This window comes from Streptomyces sp. NBC_01241 (assembly GCF_041435435.1).
Taxonomy (GTDB): domain Bacteria; phylum Actinomycetota; class Actinomycetes; order Streptomycetales; family Streptomycetaceae; genus Streptomyces.
The window spans coordinates 819,753-841,109 of sequence record NZ_CP108494.1 but is presented as its reverse complement, the minus strand read 5'-3'; the positions used below and the strand labels follow the sequence as shown (position 1 = coordinate 841,109).

At 71.8% G+C, this 21,357-nt stretch carries 20 protein-coding genes and 2 pseudogenes; 13 read left to right on the top strand and 9 right to left on the bottom strand.

All coding sequences use genetic code 11. The annotated features are described in order from the left end of the window. Nucleotides 1-3: 3 nt before the first annotated feature. A complete protein-coding gene (locus OG306_RS03220) occupies nt 4-816 on the bottom strand; it encodes an SDR family NAD(P)-dependent oxidoreductase (RefSeq protein ID WP_266744531.1) in 813 nt (270 codons plus the stop codon). A gap of 366 nt (nt 817-1,182) precedes the next feature. On the opposite strand from OG306_RS03220, the gene OG306_RS03215 reads away from it, so the two are divergent. Together OG306_RS03215 and OG306_RS03210 are read left to right on the top strand one after the other, a co-directional pair. Next, the gene (locus tag OG306_RS03215; RefSeq protein ID WP_266744530.1) at nt 1,183-2,277 is read left to right on the top strand and encodes an MGDG synthase family glycosyltransferase; all 1,095 of its coding nucleotides are present in this window, start codon (nt 1,183-1,185) and stop codon (nt 2,275-2,277) included. A 178-nt stretch (nt 2,278-2,455) separates the two neighbouring features. Further along, nucleotides 2,456-3,385, top strand: coding sequence for a TIGR03619 family F420-dependent LLM class oxidoreductase (locus OG306_RS03210; RefSeq protein ID WP_266744529.1), 930 nt, complete (start codon nt 2,456-2,458; stop codon nt 3,383-3,385). Nucleotides 3,386-3,469: 84 nt separating this feature from the next. Here the strand turns inward: OG306_RS03210 and OG306_RS03205 are convergent, their stop codons facing one another. Further along, nucleotides 3,470-3,919 (bottom strand): hypothetical protein, encoded by a 450-nt coding sequence (locus OG306_RS03205; RefSeq protein WP_266744528.1) that lies wholly within the window; start codon nt 3,917-3,919, stop codon nt 3,470-3,472. A gap of 174 nt (nt 3,920-4,093) precedes the next feature. After that, nucleotides 4,094-4,249, bottom strand: a complete 156-nt coding sequence (locus OG306_RS03200) for a hypothetical protein (RefSeq protein WP_266744527.1) — start codon at nt 4,247-4,249, stop codon at nt 4,094-4,096. A 250-nt stretch (nt 4,250-4,499) separates the two neighbouring features. Between OG306_RS03200 and OG306_RS03195 the strand changes: the two are divergent. Then, nucleotides 4,500-6,091: pseudogene (locus OG306_RS03195) on the top strand (IS200/IS605 family accessory protein TnpB-related protein). Nucleotides 6,092-6,159: 68 nt separating this feature from the next. Next, nucleotides 6,160-7,713, top strand: a complete 1,554-nt coding sequence (locus OG306_RS03190) for a glutamate synthase subunit beta (RefSeq protein WP_266744526.1) — start codon at nt 6,160-6,162, stop codon at nt 7,711-7,713. Nucleotides 7,714-7,757: 44 nt separating this feature from the next. Here OG306_RS03190 and OG306_RS03185 read toward each other — a convergent pair whose 3' ends face one another. Further along, nucleotides 7,758-8,978 carry a cysteine desulfurase-like protein gene (locus tag OG306_RS03185; protein WP_266744525.1) on the bottom strand — a complete coding sequence of 407 codons (1,221 nt, stop codon included), beginning with the start codon at nt 8,976-8,978 and terminating at the stop codon, nt 7,758-7,760. A gap of 380 nt (nt 8,979-9,358) precedes the next feature. Here OG306_RS03185 and OG306_RS03180 point away from each other — a divergent pair, with 380 nt between their 5' ends. From OG306_RS03180 to OG306_RS03170, 3 genes are all read left to right on the top strand, one after another. Further along, a complete protein-coding gene (locus OG306_RS03180) occupies nt 9,359-10,327 on the top strand; it encodes a hypothetical protein (RefSeq protein WP_371665100.1) in 969 nt (322 codons plus the stop codon). Nucleotides 10,328-10,424: 97 nt separating this feature from the next. Beyond that, a complete protein-coding gene (locus OG306_RS03175; protein ID WP_327350022.1) occupies nt 10,425-11,351 on the top strand; it encodes a hypothetical protein in 927 nt (308 codons plus the stop codon). Then, on the top strand, nt 11,321-12,532 hold the full coding sequence (locus OG306_RS03170) for an FUSC family protein (protein WP_266744522.1): 1,212 nt from the start codon (nt 11,321-11,323) through the stop codon (nt 12,530-12,532). Before OG306_RS03175 ends, OG306_RS03170 begins: the two co-directional genes overlap by 31 nt. 42 nt (nt 12,533-12,574) lie before the next feature. Here OG306_RS03170 and OG306_RS03165 read toward each other — a convergent pair whose 3' ends face one another. Then, nucleotides 12,575-13,699, bottom strand: a complete 1,125-nt coding sequence (locus tag OG306_RS03165; protein WP_266744521.1) for a PP2C family protein-serine/threonine phosphatase — start codon at nt 13,697-13,699, stop codon at nt 12,575-12,577. A gap of 219 nt (nt 13,700-13,918) precedes the next feature. On the opposite strand from OG306_RS03165, the gene OG306_RS03160 reads away from it, so the two are divergent. The 4 genes and pseudogenes from OG306_RS03160 (at nt 13,919) to OG306_RS03145 (ending at nt 16,730) form a co-directional block, all read left to right on the top strand. Next, a complete protein-coding gene (locus tag OG306_RS03160; RefSeq protein ID WP_266744520.1) occupies nt 13,919-14,932 on the top strand; it encodes an alpha/beta fold hydrolase in 1,014 nt (337 codons plus the stop codon). 171 nt (nt 14,933-15,103) lie between these two features. Then, nucleotides 15,104-15,274, top strand: a pseudogene (locus OG306_RS03155) (acetylxylan esterase); the annotation flags it as partial. Nucleotides 15,275-15,351: 77 nt separating this feature from the next. Further along, nucleotides 15,352-16,092 (top strand): hypothetical protein, encoded by a 741-nt coding sequence (locus OG306_RS03150; protein ID WP_266907420.1) that lies wholly within the window; start codon nt 15,352-15,354, stop codon nt 16,090-16,092. Then, on the top strand, nt 16,089-16,730 hold the full coding sequence (locus OG306_RS03145; RefSeq protein WP_266744518.1) for a hypothetical protein: 642 nt from the start codon (nt 16,089-16,091) through the stop codon (nt 16,728-16,730). Before OG306_RS03150 ends, OG306_RS03145 begins: the two co-directional genes overlap by 4 nt. Nucleotides 16,731-16,821: 91 nt before the next feature. Here the strand turns inward: OG306_RS03145 and OG306_RS03140 are convergent, their stop codons facing one another. From OG306_RS03140 to OG306_RS03130, 3 genes are all read right to left on the bottom strand, one after another. Next, nucleotides 16,822-18,513 (bottom strand): serine/threonine-protein kinase, encoded by a 1,692-nt coding sequence (locus OG306_RS03140; protein WP_266744517.1) that lies wholly within the window; start codon nt 18,511-18,513, stop codon nt 16,822-16,824. A gap of 73 nt (nt 18,514-18,586) precedes the next feature. Then, a complete protein-coding gene (locus OG306_RS03135; RefSeq protein WP_266744516.1) occupies nt 18,587-18,784 on the bottom strand; it encodes a hypothetical protein in 198 nt (65 codons plus the stop codon). 73 nt (nt 18,785-18,857) lie between these two features. Then, nucleotides 18,858-19,049, bottom strand: a complete 192-nt coding sequence (locus OG306_RS03130) for a DUF6381 family protein (RefSeq protein WP_266744515.1) — start codon at nt 19,047-19,049, stop codon at nt 18,858-18,860. 132 nt (nt 19,050-19,181) lie between these two features. On the opposite strand from OG306_RS03130, the gene OG306_RS03125 reads away from it, so the two are divergent. Then, the gene (locus OG306_RS03125; protein WP_266744514.1) at nt 19,182-19,865 is read left to right on the top strand and encodes a ribonuclease H family protein; all 684 of its coding nucleotides are present in this window, start codon (nt 19,182-19,184) and stop codon (nt 19,863-19,865) included. A 190-nt stretch (nt 19,866-20,055) separates the two neighbouring features. Further along, the gene (locus OG306_RS03120) at nt 20,056-20,781 is read left to right on the top strand and encodes a CDP-alcohol phosphatidyltransferase family protein (RefSeq protein ID WP_266744513.1); all 726 of its coding nucleotides are present in this window, start codon (nt 20,056-20,058) and stop codon (nt 20,779-20,781) included. Here the strand turns inward: OG306_RS03120 and OG306_RS03115 are convergent. Then, the gene (locus OG306_RS03115) at nt 20,747-21,196 is read right to left on the bottom strand and encodes an adenylyltransferase/cytidyltransferase family protein (RefSeq protein ID WP_266744512.1); all 450 of its coding nucleotides are present in this window, start codon (nt 21,194-21,196) and stop codon (nt 20,747-20,749) included. The two genes, OG306_RS03120 and OG306_RS03115, sit on opposite strands and share 35 nt — an antisense overlap. Nucleotides 21,197-21,357: the final 161 nt, after the last annotated feature.

The following is a 21,357-nucleotide window of genomic DNA, read 5'->3' as shown; positions in this document are numbered from 1 at the left end:
CGATCAGCCGAAGCGGGCCGCGAGCCGGTGATAGAGCCCGGGAGCCACGGAGCGCACACACCCCGGCAAGCGCAGCCAACCGGGGACGTACACCTCCTCACGGTCCGCCGTGAAGGCCTCCCAGACCGCGTCGGCGACGCGTTCCGGCGCCATCGGCCGGGGCCACGAACGGGCGTACGGCATCCCTCGTCGTTCGAAGAACGGCGTGTCCACCACACCGGGGACCATGTGCGTGATGCGCACACCGGTTCCCTTCAATTCGTAGCGCAGAGCGTCCGCGAAGGCGGCAAGGGCAGCCTTCGCCGCCGAATAGACCGCCTCACCGCGGACGCCGGTGGATCCCGCCACCGACCCGATCAGCATGATGTGTCCGCGCCCCGCCGCGAGCATGTGCGGCAGCAACAGCCGTACGAGATGGACGACGGACACCAGATCCACGGTGAGGACCCGGTCGGCGGCGGCAGCCGGCATCGCGTGGAAGGAGCCCGCCCAGCCGACCCCGGCCGCCGCGACGAGCAGGTCCACCCGACCGGCGGTGTCGAGGGCCTCCTCGACCAGTTGCTCCGTACTGTCGAGCGACATCAGGTCCGCGTACAGCGGCGTCGAGCACGTCGTCGCCGCGATACCGTCGAGCCGCTGCCGGTCGCGCCCGCTCACCAGAAGCCGCCAGCCGCCTTCGGCGGCGATCCGCTGTGACACCGCGGCCCCGATACCCGAGGAGGCCCCCGTCACCAGGGCCACCCCGGCCCTGGTGACATGACCGTCCGACGCGTCGCCACCCGGCACGCCGCGAGCGATGCACGGAACACGTGGCATGGCCTCTCCCTGTCTCAGTACTGTGCGGCACGGTGGCCCGCCCCTCGAAGACCGCGGACGCGGGCATTGCGGTGTCGGGTCTGGTTAGGGGTAGCCCGAGTGGGCTCCCGTAAAACCGTTGAAGCCCACACCTCACTGCACCGAACGCACCGACAGGACGGAAGTACCGGGTTCCGCGCCCGTTCCGACGGATACTCCCAGGGCTGCCGACCTCGGAGGTGATCACGTGCCTGCCGCTCGTCCGACCGAGCTACCGGACCCGTGCGGAGCGCTCCGCACGGGGGGCTTCCGCTGCTACCGGTGGAGGTCCCGTCAACACGGCCCCGCGCCGGACGGCGAGCAGGGAGTACCCGGAGCGTACGTCCGATGAACGCGGCGCCAGGACGCTTCCTGATCCTGAGCGCCGGCATGGGCTCCGGCCACCACGTGGTGGCCGCCGAACTGGCCCGCAGACTGGAGGCCGGCGGAGGGCGGACGACGACGGTCGATGTCCTCGACCTGCTGCCCCCGGGAATCGGCGGCGCACTGCGCTCCTTCTACCGGACGGCCGTCTGCCGCATGCCCGTGGTCTATTCGGCGCTGTACGCGGCCTTCTTCCGGACCGGCGGCGGTCCCCGGCCCGGCAGTTCCCCGTTGGCGGTCCTCGCGCAGCGACGGCTGCTCGACCTCGTCGCGTGGCAGCGGCCGGACGTGATCGTCCCCGTCTTCCACCTCGCCGCCCAGCTCACCGGCGGACTCCGCGCCCGCGGCGCGCTCACGATCCCGAGCGCCGTCGTCATCACCGACTTCGCCGTTCACCGCCAGTGGCTGCACCCGGGCAACGATCTCCATCTGTGCCTCACGTCCGATCTCGCACATCAGGTACGGCAAGCGGTACGGCGTCCGACGGTCGTGTCCGGCGCGATGGTGGCACCCCGGTTCCACGCCCCGGCACCGACGGCGGCGGACTGGCGGCGACGTCTCGTCTCGCCGGGCCGGCCGCCCGTGCTGATCTCGACGGGCGCCTGGGGGGCCGGATCGCGTGTGGCCGGGACCGCGCGCCTGGTGGCCGCGGCGGGATACGTACCGGTCGTGCTCTGCGGTACGAACACCCGGTTGCGCCGGGAACTGTCACGCCTCGCGCATGTACGCGCGGCGGGCTGGGTCGACGACATGCCGGGCCTCATGAGCGCATCCCGCGCACTCATCGACAACGCGGCAGGTCAAACGGCACTCGAAGCTATGGCCGCGGGAGTTCCGGTGATCGGCTACCGGGCCATTCCGGGCCATGGCAGGGAAGGCGTCCGGCGTATGGCGGAGCACGGTCTCACCGACTACGCGACGGACCCCCGGGCGCTGCTGCGCTCCCTGGACCGCCTGACCGCACCGGGCCCGGCGCGCGAACGGCGCGTCAGCGCGGCCCGCGGCCTGTTCTCCGGCGCGGGAGTGCTCCCCCTGCAGGCCCTGGCGCGACCGGCCTGAGCCGATCGGCCCGCGACCACGTACCGCCGCGCTGCCCGGCCTCACCGGCGCCGTCCGGGAGCGGGCCGTGCGGCGGACGACGAGGCCCCGCACGCCGTGTCCTTCGATGGTCACCGGGCGGGAAAGACGTAAGTGTTCTGAGGTAGTTGTTCCGCAGCCATCATGAAGGAGCGCATTCATGCCGATCTCACTCGGTCTCGGACTCCCGCAGATGAAGCAGTACGACATCGGCCGCGATGTGGCCACCGTGGCCCGCGCGGCGGAGGAGACCGGATACGCGAGCCTCTGGGTTTTCGAGCGTGTCCTGTTCCCCGAACCGGCCACCCAGGGGCTGTACGGCGTACCGGGGCTGCCGTGGCCCGATCAGTACCGCAGCGTCGCCGACCCGTTGGTCACGCTCGCGCTGGCCGCCGCGGCCACCGGCCGGGCGCGGCTGGGCACCAGCGTCCTGGTCGCGCCGCTGCACGTGCCGTTCCAGCTGGCCCGGTCGCTCGCCTCGCTGGACGTCGCGAGCGGGGGACGAGTGATCGCGGGCCTCGGCACGGGCTGGTCCCTGGACGAGTACGCGGCCGCTTCCGTCGCGCCCTTCGAGAAGCGCGGCGCGGTCCTGGACGAGCTGCTGGACGTGTGCGCGGCCGTCTGGGGCCCGGACCCCGTCTCGTACGAGGGCGAGCTGACCACCATTGCCCCGTCCGAGGTCGGCCCGAAGCCGGTGCGTCCCATCCCGGTCTACCTGCCCGCGAACAGCACCCGTGCCACCCGCCGACTGGTGGACCGGGCGGACGGCTGGATGCCCGTGGCCATGGGCGCCGCCCAGCTGACCGAGCAATGGCAGCGGGTACGGGACGTGGCCGCCGAGCGCGGCCGGGAGCGTCCGCTCGGCGTCTGCGCCCGCGCCAACGCGCGGTACACCGCCAAGCCGTTCGAGGGCGCGGACCGGCAGCCCTTCCACGGGAGCGTGGCGCAGATCGTCGAGGACCTGGTGGCACACGCCGCGACGGGCGTACCGGAGATCCTGCTGGACCTCCAGGGCACGACGCGCGACGCCGCGGAGCTGATCGACGTGGCGACCGAGGTGTACGAGACGGCGCGGGCCGCGGGCGTCTGACAAGGGCGCGACGATGGCCGGGCTCACGAGGCCCACCCCCCCCAGCCGGCCGGGCCCCGCGTGCCGGGCGACGCGGGCGTCCGGTCAGTGCCCGGGCCCGCTCTCCTTGCCCCGCCGGATCCAGTGGGACCGGCGCTGGTACCGGGCGACGGGCGGAGTGACCGGGGGAGTGGGTGACGGCGCGGTCTCGTGGAGGGACGCGGTCTCTGCGGCCGGGGGTGCGGCCGGGGCAGGAGTGCCGCTGGGCGGACCGAGCCCCTCCGTCGAGTACCGCGTCGTCGCGATGCTCTCCACGAGCTGCTCCTCGGTGAAGCTCTCCGAGCCGGGCACATGGGGGACGAAGCCGATGAGTACCCCGTCGCTGACGATCTCCGCGTCGAGACCGGAGGCCCCGTCGACATCCCACAGCGCCTCGATCCCCTCGTCGAGGACCACCCGGATCCCGAACTCGTAGACTCCCGCGTCCACGAGGTGGGCCATCACATTGCGGTCACGAAGCGCCGACACCAACCGGCCGGCACGATCGGAATCCATACGGGCGGACCTCCTTCGCCTACGGACACGCGCACCACCCCCAGGGGCGTATACGTGCCGCGCCGGACCGCCGGGTGCGGACTTCCCCGAGGCGCCGTACGCAGCAGCTGTACGTGTGGAACTCGCTCCGGCACGAACCGGCAAGGAGCCGCCACCGTACAGCTGCCGCCTCTTTCAGCTCTCGGCATCCTCCGCTCGGCGCTCACCCTCGGCCTGCGACGGCTGGGTCCGCATCGTGGCGGGGTGCCGCTCCTCGGCCGGGTTCATGTCCTCTTCCAGCCGCTCGCCCTCTGCCTGTGACGGCGTCGGGTACTCGTCGTACTCGCTCATGGCCGCCTCCGTGGTCGGAACGCGTGCCTACAAAAACGAGCGTATCGCGTCGTCCGGCCGGTGGCCCGGCAAGGAACGGGGGGGGGTGTGAGCTGCTGCCGGTTTGCTGCGTTGTAGTGAGTAGGAGTGAGTCCTGTCGGCGGCTTCATGGCGCGGGAACAGAAGTTCTGGGGCCGAATGGGTGACCTTGGCGTTTGGTGCTCGTTGGGCTGGGTGGCAGTTGCCCGGCCTGGAGGGAGGAGGTGATGTGGTGGGTGGGTTAAGGAAGTTGGCTGCGGCCTTCGTGGTGCCGGGGCCGTGTGGGGTGGCGGTCCGGGACCGTCTCAAGCACCTCACGCCCCAGGACGAGAAGGTTCTGCGCGCGGTCGGTGCGTATCAGGGTGCGCTCGCTTCGCGTGATCTCAAGGTTCGCTGTGCGGATGGTCTCGAGCACGGCGCGGAGACCTGGGCGTCGCGTATGCGGGGCCTGACGGCACGGTCGTCGTCGCGGATCGCGGGTGCGATCACCAAGGCCACGCACGACCAGTGGGCGCTGGCGCGCCGTTGTCAGGCGGCGCATATCCGGAATCTGGAGGCCGGGATCAGGACGCTGCGGCACCGCCTGTCCCTCCCCATCGGCGCGCGGGGCACGAAGTGGACAGCCGGTGGCTACCGCTCCAAGGGTGAGTGGTTTCGCAAGTCCCGCCGTCTCGCTGCGCTGGAAGCGCGGCACTATGCCGCTGTCGCCGACCGGCAGGCCGGACGCGTCCGGGTCGTGCGGGGCGGCAGACGTCTCCTCAACACCCGCCACCATCTCGCCCACGCCCACCTCACCGAGGAGCAGTGGCGGGAACGCTGGGAAGCGGAGCGCTGGTTTCTTGCTGCCGACGGCGAGGCCGGGAAGCGGTTCGGGAACGAGACGATCCGCGTCGCCCCGGACGGTGAGGTATCGATCAAGCTGCCTGCCCCGCTCGCGCACCTGGCCAACGCCAAGCACGGTCGGTACACCCTCACCGCCACCGTGGCATTTGCGCACCGGGGCGTGGAGTGGGCCGACCGCATCGCCGCGAACCGGGCCGTCGCCTACCGCATCCACCTCGACACCGACCGTGGCCGCTGGTACCTCACCGCCTCCTGGCAACGCCCCGCCGTCCAGACCATCCCGCTGGAGGCGGTGCCGACCACTTCGCCGCCTACCACCTCGACCCACGCGGCAACCCTGTCGGCGAGCCGAACCGCTTCGGCTACGACCTCTCCGGCACCACCACCCATCGCGACGCCCAGATCCGCCACGCACTGACCCGCCTCATCAATTGGGCCAAGCAGGCCGGTGTCGCCGCGATCGCCATCGAAGACCTCGACTTCACGACCGAGAAGACCCGCGAGAAGCACGGCCGCAGAAATCGGTTCCGGCAGCTGATCTCCGGTATTCCGACCGGGAAGTTCAAGGCCCGGCTGGTCTCCATGGCCGCCGAACACGGCCTGAGCATTGTCGCGGTCGACCCGGCCTACACCTCGATGTGGGGTGCCCAGCACTGGCAGAAACCGCTGGCCACCCCGCACCGCAGAATGCCCCGTCATGATGCCGCCGGTATCGCGATCGGACGACGCGCCCTCGGACATCCGGTCCGGCGTCGGACGGCACCGCCCCCACACGACCGGAGTGATCGTGCGGGGCATCGGACCGCCCAGGCCCCACCAGGCACCCGAGGACGTGACGGAACCCGCCCACCCGCAACGGACCACGCCCCTGGAGGCGTGCCGCCGAGCGGGAAGAGAAAGCGGGGACCGAGTGCATCCAACACCGTTCGGGATGCGCCCAGTACACATGAGTGGGTCCAGGACTCACTCATGCATGGTTAGGAACGGTGGTTGCGGGCGTAGTCTGGCCGTAACGCCTGTGCACCGCGAGTCAGCGACGGAGGCGGCGCATGACCGACCCCCACGGCTTCCTCAGGACCCCCCGCCGGCCCGTCCCGGCGCGCCCGGTCCAGGAACGGCTGAGCGACTGGAACGAGGTCTACGCGGGGCAGGCCAGGCTTCCACTTGTGTCCCAGCAGGCGGGGCGGTGCATGGACTGCGGCATACCGTTCTGTCACAGCGGCTGCCCGCTGGGAAACCTCATCCCCGAGTGGAACGCGTACGCGCGCAAGGGCGACTGGTGGGCAGCGGCCGAGCGGCTGCACGCGACGAACAACTTCCCCGAGTTCACCGGGCGGTTGTGCCCGGCGCCGTGCGAGGACGCCTGCGTGCTCACCATCAACGCCGATCCGGTGACGATCAAGAATGTCGAGCAGGCGATCGCCGACGAGAGCTGGGCGCGCGGTTACACCACGCCGCAGCCGCCCGAGCGGCTCAGCGGCAAGACCGTCGCCGTCATCGGTTCGGGACCGGCGGGACTGGCGGCAGCGCAGCAACTCACCCGCGCCGGACACACCGTCGCCGTCTACGAGCGCGCCGACCGCGTCGGCGGACTGCTGCGCTACGGCATTCCCGCGTTCAAGATGGAGAAGTGCCACCTCGACCGCCGTGTCGAGCAGATGCGGACGGAGGGCACCAAGTTCCGTACGGGCGTGGACGTCGGGGGCGATCTCGACGCCGCCGAGCTCGCGGACCGGTACGACGCGCTCGTCGTCGCCGTCGGAGCCACCGGGCGACGGGAGCTGCCCGTCCCGGGCCGCGAGTTGTACGGCATCCACCAGGCCATGGAGTACCTGACCCTGGCCAACCGGGCCGTGGAGGGCGACCGCGACGTGCCGGTCGTCACCGCCGAGGACAGACACGTGGTGATCATCGGCGGCGGGGACACCGGATCGGACTGTCTGGGCACTGTCCTGCGCCAGGGGGCGGCCTCCGCCGTACAGCTCGACATCAACCCGGAGCCCGGTGCCGCCCGGCGGGAAACCGAGCCCTGGCCCGTGTACCCGAAGGTCTATCGGATATCCCACGCCCACGAGGAGGCCCGGGGGCGGGACGGCGCGGATCCGAGACTGTTCTCCTCCGCCACCCTCCGCTTCGAAGGGGACCGGACCGGCCACGTGCGGGCGCTGCGCCTGGCCGAGGTGGAGCCCGAGGGCAGAAGGCCGCTGCCGGAGACGGAGCAGGTGCTGCCGGCAGATCTCGTCCTGCTCGCCCTCGGCTTCTTCGGTCCCGAACGCGACACCGGCCTCGTGCGGCAGCTCGGACTCACCCTGGACGGCCGGGGAAACTTCGCCCGGGATGCCACCTTCGCCGCTGAGACGGCGGAATCAGTGGAAGCAGTTGAGACAGCTGAAGGGGCGGTCCCGGAGGGCTCGCGCGCGCGGGCGGCCCGCGCCGGGAACGGCGGGGTCTTCATCGCCGGTGACGCGGGCCGCGGCCAGTCCCTCGTGGTGTGGGCCATCGCGGAGGGACGGTCCGTCGCCGCCGCGACGGACCGCTATCTGCGCGGCTCCACGGTGCTCCCGGCCCCCATCGCCCCCTACGACCGCCCCTTCATCGCCTGAGCGCGGGGACAGGATCCACCGGTGGTGCGGCCGGGCGGCCCGGGTCAGCCCTCGTCGGGCGCGGTGCCGAGGAGGCCGGAGAGCGCGTCCAGCAGGCGGTCGACGTCCGCTTCGTTGTTGTAGGGCGCCAGGCCGATCCGCACTCCGCCCGCCTCTCCGAGCCCGAGCCGACGGGAAGCCTCCAGTGCGTAGAAGGATCCGGCCGGGGCGACGATGTCCCGCTCCGCCAAGTACTGCGAGGCGGCGGTGGCGCTGCGGCCCGCCAGGGTCAGCAGCAGCGTGGGCGTGCGGTGTGCGGCCCGGGAGTGCACGGTGATGCCACCGAGGCCCGCCAGTCCCTTCTCCATACGGGCCCGCAGGGCGTCCTCATGGGCCTCGATCGCCGCGAAGGCGGCGAGCAGCCGTTCCCGCCGGGTGCCGTCGATCCCGGGGGCCAGCGAGGCGAGGAAGTCCACCGCCGCAGCGGCCCCGGCCAGCAGTTCGTACGGAAGGGTGCCCAGTTCGAAGCGCTCGGGAACCACGTCGGTGGAGGGCAGCAGCTTGTCCGGCCGCAGCGTCTCCAGCAACTCGGGACGGCTCGCCAGGACGCCCAGGTGCGGGCCGAGGAATTTGTACGGCGAGCAGACCAGGAAGTCGGCTCCGAGACCGCGCAGGTCGACGGCGGCGTGCGAGGCGTAGTGCACCGCGTCGACGTGCAACAGGGCTCCTGCCCGGTGCACCACGTCGGCGACGGCGGGAATGCCGGGGCGTGTACCGATCAGGTTGGACGCCGCGGTCACGGCGACCAGGCGGGTGCGCGCCGAGAGTACGGCGGCGATGTCATCGGCCGTCAGTTCACCGGTGGCCGGGTCGAACTCCGCCCAGCGGACCGTGGCGCCCATGGCCTCGGCCGCCTGGATCCAGGGGCGGATGTTGGAGTCGTGGTCGAGACTGCTGACGACCACTTCGTCGCCCGGTCCCCAGTTCTTCGCCAGGGTGCGGGACAGATCGTAGGTAAGCTGGGTGGAGCTGCGGCCGAACACGATGCCCCGCGGATCGGCGCCCAGCAGGTCGGCCAGCGCGCGGCGGGCGCGGATCACGACCGCCTCCGCGTTGCGCTCGCCCTCGGTGAGACGGCCCCGGTTGGCGAGCGGGTTGGCCAGTGCGTCCGCGATGGCGTCGATCACCGGTTGCGGTGTCTGGGTGCCGCCGGGGGCGTCGAACCGGGCGGAGCCCGACTTCAGGGCGGGGATCTGGGCGCGGACAGCGTCGACGTCGAAGGTCATGCGTGCTCCTGGAGACGAGAGGACGAGGCAGGTTCCACCGTACGGAGGCCCCCGGGAACCCCGCCGGGCAGGGAGCGCGGGGCCGCCGTCGACCCCAGCGGGAGACGGCCGCTGCGCACCGACCAGGTGAGGACCGGTCAGAACCTCGTGCTTACGACCTCACCCGGTCGTCAGCCCTGACCACAGAAGGCCAACGCGGCGCAGCACCGCCCCGGCCGGGCGGGCGGTCCGCGTCACTCCGTTGCTGTCGGGGCCGCGCCGTCACCGCCCGTCCCGGCGACGCTGAGTCCGGTGGCGGACCATCGACATCTGTACGGGCACCATCTGTTACGGGCACCCGCCCCCGTGACGTGGGCCCCGAACGGGAACGGGGCGATCGCATGCGCCAACCACTCGGCCGACGCGCCCTGCTGCTCGGCACCGGTGGTCTGCTCGTGGGCACCGCGGGCTGCACGGCAACCTCCCGGACCGCGGCCGGACCGTCCACATCCGCGTCCACGCCGCAGTCCTCCTCGCCGCCGCTGCCCACGACCACGGCCTGGCGTCCCGGCCGCGACGATGTGGACCCCGACGTGAAACTCCGCGCCGTACAGGTGGTGGAGGCGATCGGCGCGTGGCCCGCCGGGCAGGGGAGCGCGGCCGCGGCGAAGAAGCGGGTGGCCGCGCTGGGGGCCGCACCGTCACTGGTGGACTCGGCGGGCCCGCTGCGGCCCGACGAGTCCACCAGCGACGGTGCCGCGCTCCAGGTGATCGACGCGCAGTACGGCGGGATTCTGGCGGACACGGCCAGCGTGATGGTGGTCTGCCGCCAATGGACCCCCGGGCACGCGGGCGGCACGACCGTCGACGTACGCCTGAGCCGGGCGCGGCCCCGCTGGGAGGTCACCGCGCTCCACCCGGGCCGCCCCGGCGCCGCCGCCGCTTCGCTGCCCGCGGCGGCGCGGCAGGTGCTGGCCGACCCGCGGATCGGCCTGCCGCCCGCGGCGGAGGCCGACATCCGCAGCGGACACATCCACCCGGCCGCCCTGCGGGCCCTGCTGCGACTGGCCGGCGCGTATCGGATGGACATCACCGTGTTCCGCTCCGGACATCCGTTGTACGTGTTCGGCACCGACCGGCCCAGCGACCACCCACCGGGCCGCGCCTTCGACGTATGGCGGATCGACGGACACGAGGTCGTCGATCCGGCCACCCCGCACCGGCTGACCGAATCGTTCATGCGGGACGCGGCAGCGGCCGGCTCGTACAACGTCGGCGGACCGATCCGGCTCACCGGGGGCGCGATGGCGAATCAGTTCTTCACCGACGCCACCCATCACGACCACGTGCACGTGGGATTCGCGAGCTGAAGCGCCGGAAAGAGGCGGAAAGAGGGCGGCGGGAAGAAGCGGGAAGAGGCGGAAAGCGGGGCTGTGGGCAAGGGGCCGGCCGCCCTAGGCTCGGCCCATGCGGGTACTTTTCGCCTCGACCACCGGCGCGGGCCACTTCCACCCACTGGTCCCCCTCATCGACGCGTGCACGGCACGGGGCGACGACGTCCTCGTCGTCGCGCCACCGGGACTCGGAGCGGCACTCGCGGCCCGGGAACAGCCGTACCGCATCGGAGCGCGGCCGCCGGACGACGAACTGACGCGCGTGATGACGCGCGTGATGACGCGCGTCCTGGAACTGCCCCCGGACGACGGGGTGTCCCTCATGACCAGGGAGGTGTTCGGCCGGCTGTGCGTCACCGCGATGCTGCCCACGCTGGAGGCGGCCTGCCGTGAGTGGCGGCCCGACCTCGTGGTGCACGAGGCCTACGAGTTCGCGTCGGTGGTGGCCGCCGAGCACCAGGGCATCCCGCACGCGCGGGTGGCGGTCTCCGCCGCCGGGTTCGCCCGGTCCACCGACACGCTGCTGCGCCCCGTACTCGGACCGTACGGCCCCGGCATCGTCGAACGGCTCCGGGATTCCCCGTATCTGACGCGCCTGCCGGCCTCCCTGGACCCCTCGCCGTACGCCCTGACCCACCGCTATCACGAAACCCCGAACCGGACGCCCTGCCGGACTGGTGGGGCGGAGCCGAGGAGCCGCTGGTCCACCTCACCCTCGGCACCGAGGCGGGCGCCCTGCCGACCGCCGGCGGCCTGTACCGGGCCGTGCTGGAGGCGGTGGGCGGACTGCCGGTACGGGCACTGCTCACAGCGGGCCACGGCACCGTCGATCCGTATTCCTGAACGTGGCAGATGCGGCAGGTGCGGCCGTCGTGCCCGTGGCGCATCCGACGCGTACGGGCACGGCCGTACGGTGGGGTTCGGTGCGCCGAGGCGGTGTGACGGTGTGCGGGCGGGCATGGGACAGAGATGCCAGCAGTATCCGTATCCGAGCCCGTGATCAAGCTTGTCCGGCGCACGACCGAACCCGTGGGGGCGCAGACCCTGCGCTCCACGGCAGCCTCCGTCATCGCCTACGTCGTCGCGGTGTGGACCCTGCCGAATCCCGCACCGCTCACGGCACCGCTCACCGCCCTCCTCGTCGTACAGGTCACCCTCTACGCGACCCTCACCACCGGGATCCGCCGGGTGAACTCGGTCGTGGTCGGGGTGCTCATCGCCACCGCGCTCAGCGCCCTGGTCGGCCTCAGCTGGTGGAGCCTCGGACTGACGATCTTCGCCTCGCTGATCATCGGGCGGCTGGTGCGGGTCGACGAGTTCGTCCCCGAGGTGGCGATCAGCGCGATGCTCGTCCTGGGCGTCTCGCAGGTTGCGTACACCGCATGGGACCGCGTGCTGGAAACCCTGATCGGCGCGGGCGTGGGACTGCTGTTCAACCTGCTCTTCGCGCCACCGGTGTGGGTACAGCCCGCGGGCGCCTCCATCGACAGCCTGGCCCGGGCGATGGGACACATGTTCCGTGCCATGGGGGACGACGTCACGGGTCACATCTCCGTCCAGCGGGCGGCCGACCGGCTTCACGAGGCCCGCCGGCTGGACCACGACATCGTGGAGGTCGACGCCTCGCTCCGGCAGGCCGAGGAAGGCCTCACGCTCAATCCGCGCGTCCGGCAGGGACTGCTGTACCGGGTCGTGCTGCGCACCGGTCTGGACACCCTGGAGATCTGCGCCGTGGTGCTGCGGGTGCTGTCCCGCACGCTGACCGACCTGGCCAAGACCCGTACCGAGGAGACGCTGTTCCCCGCCGCCGTCGCCGCACCCCTGAAGGAGCTGTTCGGGCAGATGGCCGGAGCCATCGAGAGCTTCTCGGAGCTGATCACCACTCCGGTCGCGGAGAACGCCGAGGAGGCGGAGGACCGGCTGGCCCGCGCACTCGCCGTCAGCCGCACGACCCGGGACCGGGTGGCGGACCTGCTTCTCGAGGCCGTTCAGGAACACCCCGGACAGTGGCAGTTGCACGGAGCCCTGCTCGCCGAGGTGGACCGGATTCTGGACGAGCTCGACATCGACAAGCGCACGGAACGCCTGGGCAAGGAGCTCGACCGGCGTTCGGCGCACGTGCACGAACGCCACCCCTGGCTGCGTGCCGTGTCGCGCCGGCTGCGAGGCCGCCAGAACTGAGCCCGAGCGAGACGTCGGCCGTCGCGCGGAGGCCGTCGGCGGTCACCCCGGAGCCGGGAGCCGTTCGATGGCGACCAGTGCCGCGTCGTCGCTCAGCCGGCCACCGGCATGGCGGACGAGGTCGGCGCAGAGCGAGTTCAGCAGGCTTTCCGGGTCCTGGCCGCACCGCGAAGCGGCCCGTTCCCGGAGCGGATAGAAGACCCCCCACCGGTCCCGGGACTCGATGACACCGTCCGTGTACAGAAGCAGGGTGTCGCCGACGCCGAAGGCGAACGTCTCCGTCATGTGTTCGGTGACCACCAGTTGTGCCAGACCGAGCGGCGGGGCGGGCACTCGCACATCGAGCGGGATCGCCTCGCCCGCCCGCAGCAGCAACGGCGGTGGATGACCGCAGCTGACCAGGTGGAGCTCGGCGCCGGCATCGGGGATGTCGAGAACGGCCGCGGTGACGAAGGACTCCGCGAGATCCTCGTCGTCGCCGTCGTCAGGGACGGCGAAGCCCTGCTCCGGGGTGACGCTTGCCTCCAGATGCGCCACCAGATCCGGCAGCCGCGACTCCTGGCGGGACAGCGCGTGGAAGGCACCCAGCACACTTGCTGCCTCACCGATCGCGGACAGCCCCTTACCACGTACATCTCCGATGATCAGCCGGGTGCCGTCGCCGGTGCGGGCGGCCGCGTAGAGATCGCCTCCGATCTGCGCCTCCGCCTCCGCGGCCAGATAGACCGAGGCGATGCGCAGCGGGCCACTTCGTACCGGCAGCGGCCACAGCACCACACGCTGCGCCGCTTCGGCCACCGAACGCAACTGCGTCACCGCCAGCTCGTTGCGGTCTCTCAGGTGGGCGAAGAAGGTGACGAAGGCGGAGATGAGGATGAGCGCGACGATCTGGTAGGTGTGGTTGAGGTCGCTGACTTCGGTGTGTCCGACGGCCACGAGGGACTGGGCCAGTACGGCGACGGCACCGACGAACGCCGTCAGGTACGGCCCGGCGAACGAGGCGGTCAGCGCGGGTGCCGCCACCAGGAACGGGCCGAGATGGACATCTGGCGGCGTGACGATGTCCACCACCGTGACGAGGGCGATCAGCGCGAACGGCATCGCCACGAGTGAGTTCCTGCGCCGTCCGGACTCGCGGAACTGTTGCAGGAATCGCCGGGACGCCATGCTTCCGGAATACCTCACCCGGTCCGCCACCGCCCCTCGTGGGACGGTCACCACGGCGTACGAGGAGTGGCAGGACCCTCCCGCACCGCCACTCCGCGTCGCTCACTTCTCACCCGAACGTCGGCGGTCTTCACTCTCCTGCTCCTCGTGTCGAGCTGTTCGGGCCGGGCCTGGCGACGCTGAGCCCAATCAACCGGTCCACGACGAAGAGAGAACAGCATGACCGTCTCGACCTTCCTCGCCCCGCGGAGACGGATACGCGGGCGTCGCGCGCAGACCCTCGCCGCAGCGCTCACCACGGCCGCCCTGACCACTGCCCCCGTACCCGCCGCCGCAGCCGACGGCGGCGATCCGGCCGCCGCCAAGCCCACGGTGGTGCTGGTGCACGGCGCGTTCGCCGATGCCTCGGGCTGGAACGGCGTGGTGGAACGCCTGAAACGTCACGGGTACCAGGTCACGGTCCCGGTCAATCCGCTGCGCGGGCTCGCCGGTGACTCCGCGTCCCTCGCCGCCGTTCTCAAGACCATCAAGGGACCGATCGTGCTGGCCGGGCATTCCTACGGCGGTGCGGTGATCGGCAACGCCGCCGCCGGGAACCCGAACGTCACATCACTGGTGTACGTGTCCGCGTTCATGCCGGACAAGGGCGAGGGGCTCGCGGATCTGGGCACGAAGTTCGCGGGGAGCGACCTGAACACGGCCCTGAAGCCGGTGCCGACCCTGGGCTCCGACGGCAAGGAGGGCACCGACCTGTACATCCGGTCGGAGAAGTTCCACGACGTCTTCGCGGCGGACGTGCCGCCGGACACCGCGGCCGCGCTGGCCGCCGCCCAACACCCCATCAGCGGAGCCGCGTTCATGGACAAGGCGACCGCGGCGGCCTGGCGGACCATCCCGTCCTGGGCGCTGGTCGCGACCCGGGACAAGGCCATCGCCCCGGACCTCGAACGCTTCGAGGCCAAGCGCGCCAAGTCGCACACCATCGAGGTCGACTCCTCCCACGCCGCGATGATCTCGCACCCCGACGTCGTCGCCGATCTGATCCGGCAGGCCGCCGGAGACCGGACACCGGCGGACTCACCGATGGCCCCGACGGGTACCAGCCGCCTGGTCCTGACCTCCCTGGGCGCCCTCGCGGGCGTGAGCATCCTGACCGGCGCGGGCCTCGCAGCGGCGGCACGCAGACGCCGCGCCGGTGCCGCCGGCGCCGACGGCACCGGCACGGCTCTCTGAGGAGACCCCGGAGCAGGCCGGTCCCGGTGACCGGAACCGCCCTGCTCCGGTCACGGGCGCGCCCCACAGACCGGACCGGCCGGACACGCGCCGCACAGGGCGCCGCTGGGCCGCGACCGGACTCAGGCGAAGGCGCGCACCGTCACGATCCGTGGATGGCGGGCGCCGTTCGCCCTCATGGAACAGACCTGCCCGCCGTCCACGGTCTTCGCCGCCCACAACGCGTACCGGGGTGAGACGGAGATCGAGGTCTACCCGTTCAACAGGCACGAAGGCGGCGCCATGTTCCAGGAGGCCGCTCAACTCCGCCGGGTTCCCAAGACCCTGGAGAAAGCCGGCTGAGCCTGTCGCGGTCCGGCGGGTGGTGTGGATCACGGACAGAGGGTGGACAGCACGTATATGGTCCACCGGGGCACGTCATGGCCCCGCTACGGGGCCAGGACAAGGGTGGACAGTGCGGCAGCTATGCACAGGCGATGCGTGCCATCGCCTGCGCGCTGATGGTGTGGCAGGTCTGGATGATGTGGTACATCGCCAGTCACGAGGCCGTCTCCGTGCAGTGGAGCTGCGACGGGACCGGCGGCTGCGCCAGCGACCAGCTCGCTTCCGCGTCCGGCCTCCTCGGAGCGGGCTCGGCCGTCGTCCTCGGTCTGCTCTCCGCCCGATTCCTGCACCGGGCCACGCCCGGGGCGATGGTCGTGCTCTGTGCCCTCGCCACGATCGCCGGCTGGTACGACGCGCTGACGGAGGGCCTGGTCGAGTACGACTCCACGCCCTCCTTCAGCCTCCTCCTCCCGATCAGCGGTTTCTCCGTCTCCACCTGGCTCGTCATCCTGTGGTCCGTCGCGGGCGCGGGATGCCTCGCCGCCTGGTGGGGCGCGGCCGTCAGCCTGCGGCGCACCGCGGGGCTGCGCAGGCTTTCGCGCCGCTACACCACGGCCGACGCGGTGCTGGCGGGCTGGCGGTCGGTGGGCCGCAAGTACGGCGAGGTCACCGTGGTGTTCGACGACACGGCCGGGGTGCGCCACGAGGTCCCGGCCGTCGTGGAACGCGTCGCCCTCAAGCGGGACGTCCTCGCCCTGTACGACGCCGAGCGCCCCGGCGACCCGGCCCTCACCAGGGTCGTCATCCCCCGCCGGAAGGTGCTGCGCCTCTCATGACCACGTCGACCTCCCCCGCGTCCTCCCTGCGCCGCTTCTTCAGGCTGTTCATCGTGGTGTCCGCGCTCGGCACCGGCCTCGCGCTGGCCGCAGTGGTCCAGGGCGCCGTGGACGGCCCCCGCTGGCTGCTGATGCTCGCGCTCCCCGTGACGGCCCTGGCCCTGACGGCGTACGGCAGGGCGGCCGAGGACATGAAGTCGGGCATCGCCGCCCCCGGGCTGCGCTCCGGCGGCCCGCGCGCCTTCGCGCCCGCCGTGGTCAACGGGGTGAAGGCGGTGAACAAGGAGAACGGCAGGCCGGTCGCCGACGGGCAGGCCGTGAAGTCCGTGTTCGCCTTCGACCTGACCGTGGTGACCGACGAGCTGCCCCCGTACCGGATCGAGGTCCGTCACCCCCTCGACCTGCAGGGGCTGCTGCACAGGTCCAGGGCGGTCGTCGAGTACGACCCCGAGCAGCCCTGGCGGGTCGTCATCCCCAACAACCCGCCGCGCGAGTGGCTGGCCCGCGCGAACAGCCTCGTCCCGCCGACGGCCGAGGTGAAGCGCCGTGCCGGCGGTGTTCCGGCCGGCTTCCGCGCGCTGGCGTCGGGCGTGGTGATCGCGGCCGTGCTGCTGGTGCTGGTACGGGTGCTGGGCTGAGAGGCTGTCGGGCGACCTCCGATCGGGCGGCCACGCACCAGACCGCGTCCGCTTTCCGGCCGGAGGTCGCCCGACAGCCTCTGAGCCGAACTCAGCCGTTGCGCGGGTACTTCTTGAGCACCTTGCCGTTGATGTCGGCCCGCAGGTAGGCGCCGCCGTACTCGTCGGAGACGTAGACGCTGAGGGTCGGCCGGTAGTCGTCGAACGGCGAGGCCGCATCGATGTCCACGTAGTGGCCGGTGGGCTCGGCGACACCGAGCTCCTTGTCCGCCCGGCGGATCAGCCCCGGGAGGGCGTCCCAGTCGATCTTCTCCAGGTCCACGGACTTGGCACCCGGCGCGAGGGTGCCGCCGGCCCGTTCGCGGGTGGCCTCGCCGTCCTGGTACGCGTAGACGTCGTACAGGTTCTTGTTCGTCGATACCGGGGCCTCGACGCGCGCGTGCTCCTCGAACAGCGTGAAAGAGGTGATCCGGGTGCCGCCCATCACCGGCTTGAGCGCGGCGATGACGGACCGGGCCCCGGCGGGCGTCAGCAGATCCTTGGTCCGCGCCTCGTTCGCCTCCTTCGCCCCGTCGTTCCCGGCGGCCGAGGGACCGTGGGAGGCCCGGGCCGGGGCGGACGGGGTGCTGCCGGAAGTCTTCGTGTCCGGGTCGGGCACCAGCGACCACACCAGGACGCCGGTCAGGGCGGTCCCGGCGAGAGCGGTGGTGATCGCGACGGCGCGGCCCTGCCGGATCCGGCGACGGATCTCCTGGGTGCCCAGCGTCGCGGGCTCCGGACGCGGGGAAGCGGGGACCGGCCGGCTACCGGGCCCGGATGCGCCGGCCGGACGCCGGACGGGGGCGGTGGGCAGGACGGCCGTCGGGCCGGACGGTATCGCGTCCCGCAGCGTGAGCGGCTCCCGGTGCGGCGGTACGGCATCCCGCGGGAGGCGGGGGTCCCGCCCGGGCGGCGTCACGGCCGGCGCGCTCACCGCCGCCAGCATCCGGTCCAGTTCCTCGGGGCCGGGCCTGGCCACCGTGTCCCGGGTCAGCAGCGCGGTCAGTACGGGAGCCAGCGGACCGGCCTGCAGGGGCGCCGGGATCTCCTCGTCGAGCACGGCCGCCAGCGTCGCCAGCGTCGTCGCCCGACGCAGCGGATGACGGCCCTCCACCGCGACGTACAGCATCATGCCGAGCGACCACAGGTCCGACGAGGGGTCGCCCTCCGCACCGCGGATCCGCTCCGGCGCCATGTAGTCGGGGGAGCCGATGATGGAGCCGGTCGCCGTCAGGCTGGTCGACTCGCGGATCGCCGCGATGCCGAAGTCGGTGAGCACCGGGCTGCCGTCGGCCCGCAGCAGTACGTTGGCGGGCTTGACGTCCCGGTGCAGGATTCCCGCGGCGTGGGCGGCGCGCAGCGCCGACAGCACCCCGCGGCCGAGCTCCGCGGCCTCGACCGGGGTGAGCGTGCCCTCGGCGAGGCGCTCCGCGAGCGAGGCGCCGGGCACCGGCTCCATCACGATCCACGGGTACGGGTGATCGCCGCCGTCCACGATGTGGTGCACCGTGACGACACCCGGGTGGTCGAGCCGGGCAAGCGCACGGGCCTCACGCAGCGCCCGCTCGCGCAGCAGCCGGGCCGACTCCGGGTCGTTCTCGGCGAGCGCGGGGTCCGGAGGCCGTACTTCCTTGAGCGCCACATCGCGGTGCAGAGCCAGGTCGTGAGCCCGCCACACCGTGCCCATACCGCCACTGCTGAGCCTGCTCACCAGTTCGAAACGGTCGTCGATTACACGGCGCACAGGCCCCCCCCAGCGTTCATGGAAAAGAGGGTACGGGGCGGACTCACAGCGGTGCCCACCCGCCCCGAACGCCTCACACGTCGTCGCCCGGCGTGAGCCGCAGCGTCATGATCTGGAACGGCCGCAACCGCAGCCGCACCACGTCGACCGCCACCCGGCGCAGGGCGGTGACCACCGCCGCGCCCTCACACGGTGTGAGCGACGGGCCGGCCACCCGAAGGCGCGCGCGGCCCCGCCGCAGCGAAACGGCCGACGGCTGCCACTCACTCATGGAAGAGTGGCGAGACGTCGGCCGTTCGCGTGAGACAGGTACTACGTGAAGCGGGTACTACGTGAAGCGGGTACTACTTGGGCGGGCGAATGTTCCCGCTGCCCATGTTGCCCTGCTGCTCGATCTGCTCCTGCAGCTTGCGGGCCTTCTCCTGGAGCCGCTGGCGCTGCTCAGGGTCGGTGGTGCGCTCAGCGGCCTCGTTCATCTGCCGGGCCTTGTCGCGCAGCTGCTGCGCACGGTCACCGGATTCACGTGCAACGCTCATCATCGCTCCTTGTGCGGTTGGGAAGAGCGGGCTCCATCAGAGAACCAGCGCCGCCGGTTCACCGCACCTCGAATCGTCACTCAATGTGACCGTGTGCCGAGGGGGTGGCGCGGCGCTGGCATGATCGGGGGCATGAACGAGAGCATCATCGCCGCGTGTGACGGGGCATCGAAGGGCAATCCGGGGCCTGCGGCCTGGGCGTGGGTCGTGGCCGATGCGCAGGGGCGACCGGAGCGCTGGGAGGCCGGCCCGCTGGGGACTGCCACCAATAACATCGCCGAACTCACGGCGTTGCGGGAGCTGTTGGAGTCCACGGACCCGTCCGTGCCGGTCGAGGTGCGGATGGACTCGCAGTACGCGATGAACGCGGTGACGAAGTGGCTGCCGGGGTGGAAGCGCAACGGCTGGAAGACCTCGGCGGGAAAGCCGGTGGCCAACCGTGACCTGGTGGCGGGTATCGACGCCCTGCTGACCGGCCGTGCCGTGAAGTTCGTCTACGTCCCCGCCCACCAGGTGGACGGGGACCCGCTCAACGCCCTTGCCGATCAGGCCGCGAGCGAGGCCGCTGTGGCGCAGCGGCCGGCCGGTACCGCGCACGGTTCGCAGTTGCCGAAGCCCGCTCCCGCCCGCGCGACGGAGGGGCGGAGCAAGAGCGTTGCGGCGAAGAAGGCGGGAGGTGCGGCGCGTTCCGGTGGAACAATCCGGGCCCGGTTCGCCGGCCGCTGCCACTGCGGAAAGTCTTATGCGGCCCAGGAGATGATCGCCAAGAACCCGAACGGCTGGGGCCACCCGGAGTGCCGCACCGCGTCCGCCTGAAGCGCGGTCGCGCCGGGCCCGCGCACCCGGCGCGGGCCCGGCGGGCGCCGGTCGACGGCGGCGGAAGCGGGCGAGTGGCCACGCGCGACACCGGCCGCGTGCCATGATGCGGCTCCGGAGGCGGCAACCGCGGTGCACCACCGGTGCCCTGCCGTGCCGCCGGGGGCAACCGCGACACGCTGGGGGGCGTATGGGAAGCACGGGCACGGTTCTGCGTGAGTTGCGTGGTGCGCAGAAGACGGCCAAGGGGGTGTCGCTGTACTCGCGGTACGTGAACCGGCCGGCCGGCCGGGTGTTCGCCGCCGCCGCGTACCGTATCGGGCTGTCGCCCAATCAAGTCACCTTGATCAGTGCGGCGTTCACCTTCGCCGCCATCGCCGCGGTGGCGCTCGTCCGGCCGTCCTGGGGGCTCGCGGGTGGGGTGTACGCGGGCCTCGCCGTCGGCTTCGCCCTCGATTCGGCCGACGGGCAGCTGGCCAGGCTGACCGGGCGGGGAGGGCCGGACGGCGAGTGGCTGGACCATGTCGTGGACTGCGCCAAGATGATTCTCGTACACACCGCTGTCCTGATCTCGTTCCAGCGCTTCTTCGGTCTGCCGTCCCAGGGCTGGCTGCTCCTGCCGCTGGGCTTCCTGTTCGCCGCCGTGCTGGCCTTCTGCGCGGGGCTGTTGCGTGAGCAGCTGGGCAAGGCGGCCGTCCGGTCGCCGGCGGGCGGCAGCGGCCCGGTGTCCCGGGTGCGGGCCGTGGCGCTGCTGCCCGCCGACTACGGGGTGTTCTGCCTGGTGTTCCTGCTGCTCGGCGACCGGACCGCGTTCCGCATCGGATACGCGGTGCTCGCCGTCGTGCACGCGCTGTTCCTGGTGGCGTTCCTCGCCAAGTGGTTCAGGGAGCTGAAAGCGCTCCGGGCTGCGGACTGACGAGCGTGTCCAGCGCCCGGCGCAGCTGGGTGCTGGACGTGTGCACGGTGTACGGGAAGTACACCACCTCCACGCCGACCTCGGCGAAGTCGCGCTCGAGCCGCTTGCCCTTCTCCGTGTCCCGCCAGTCGTCCCCCTTGAAGATGACGTCGAACCTGACCTGCTGCCAGGTCTCGACCTTGTCGGGCACCGTCTCGACGAACGCCGCGTCCACGTACCGGACGCTGCGTACGATCTCCAGCCGTTCCGGCAGCGGAATCACCGGCTTGTGGCCCTTGGCGAGCGCGGCCATCTCGTCCGAGACGACGCCCGCGACGAGGTAGTCGCACTGGCTGCGGGCATGCCGCAGGATGTTCAGGTGCCCAATGTGGAACAGGTCGTAGACACCCGGCGCGTAGCCGACCCTGTGCACCATCCGTTCTCTCCCCCCACGGTGAACGTGATGTCCGTGTCCCGCGGCGGTTGTCCGGACATGGCATCCGGTGGAGCGGGATATCGGTATCGGTGTTGATGCTGCAACGACCTTACTGTGAAGACCACTTGCGCATCACGTGAACGGATAAGCTCACTTTTGGG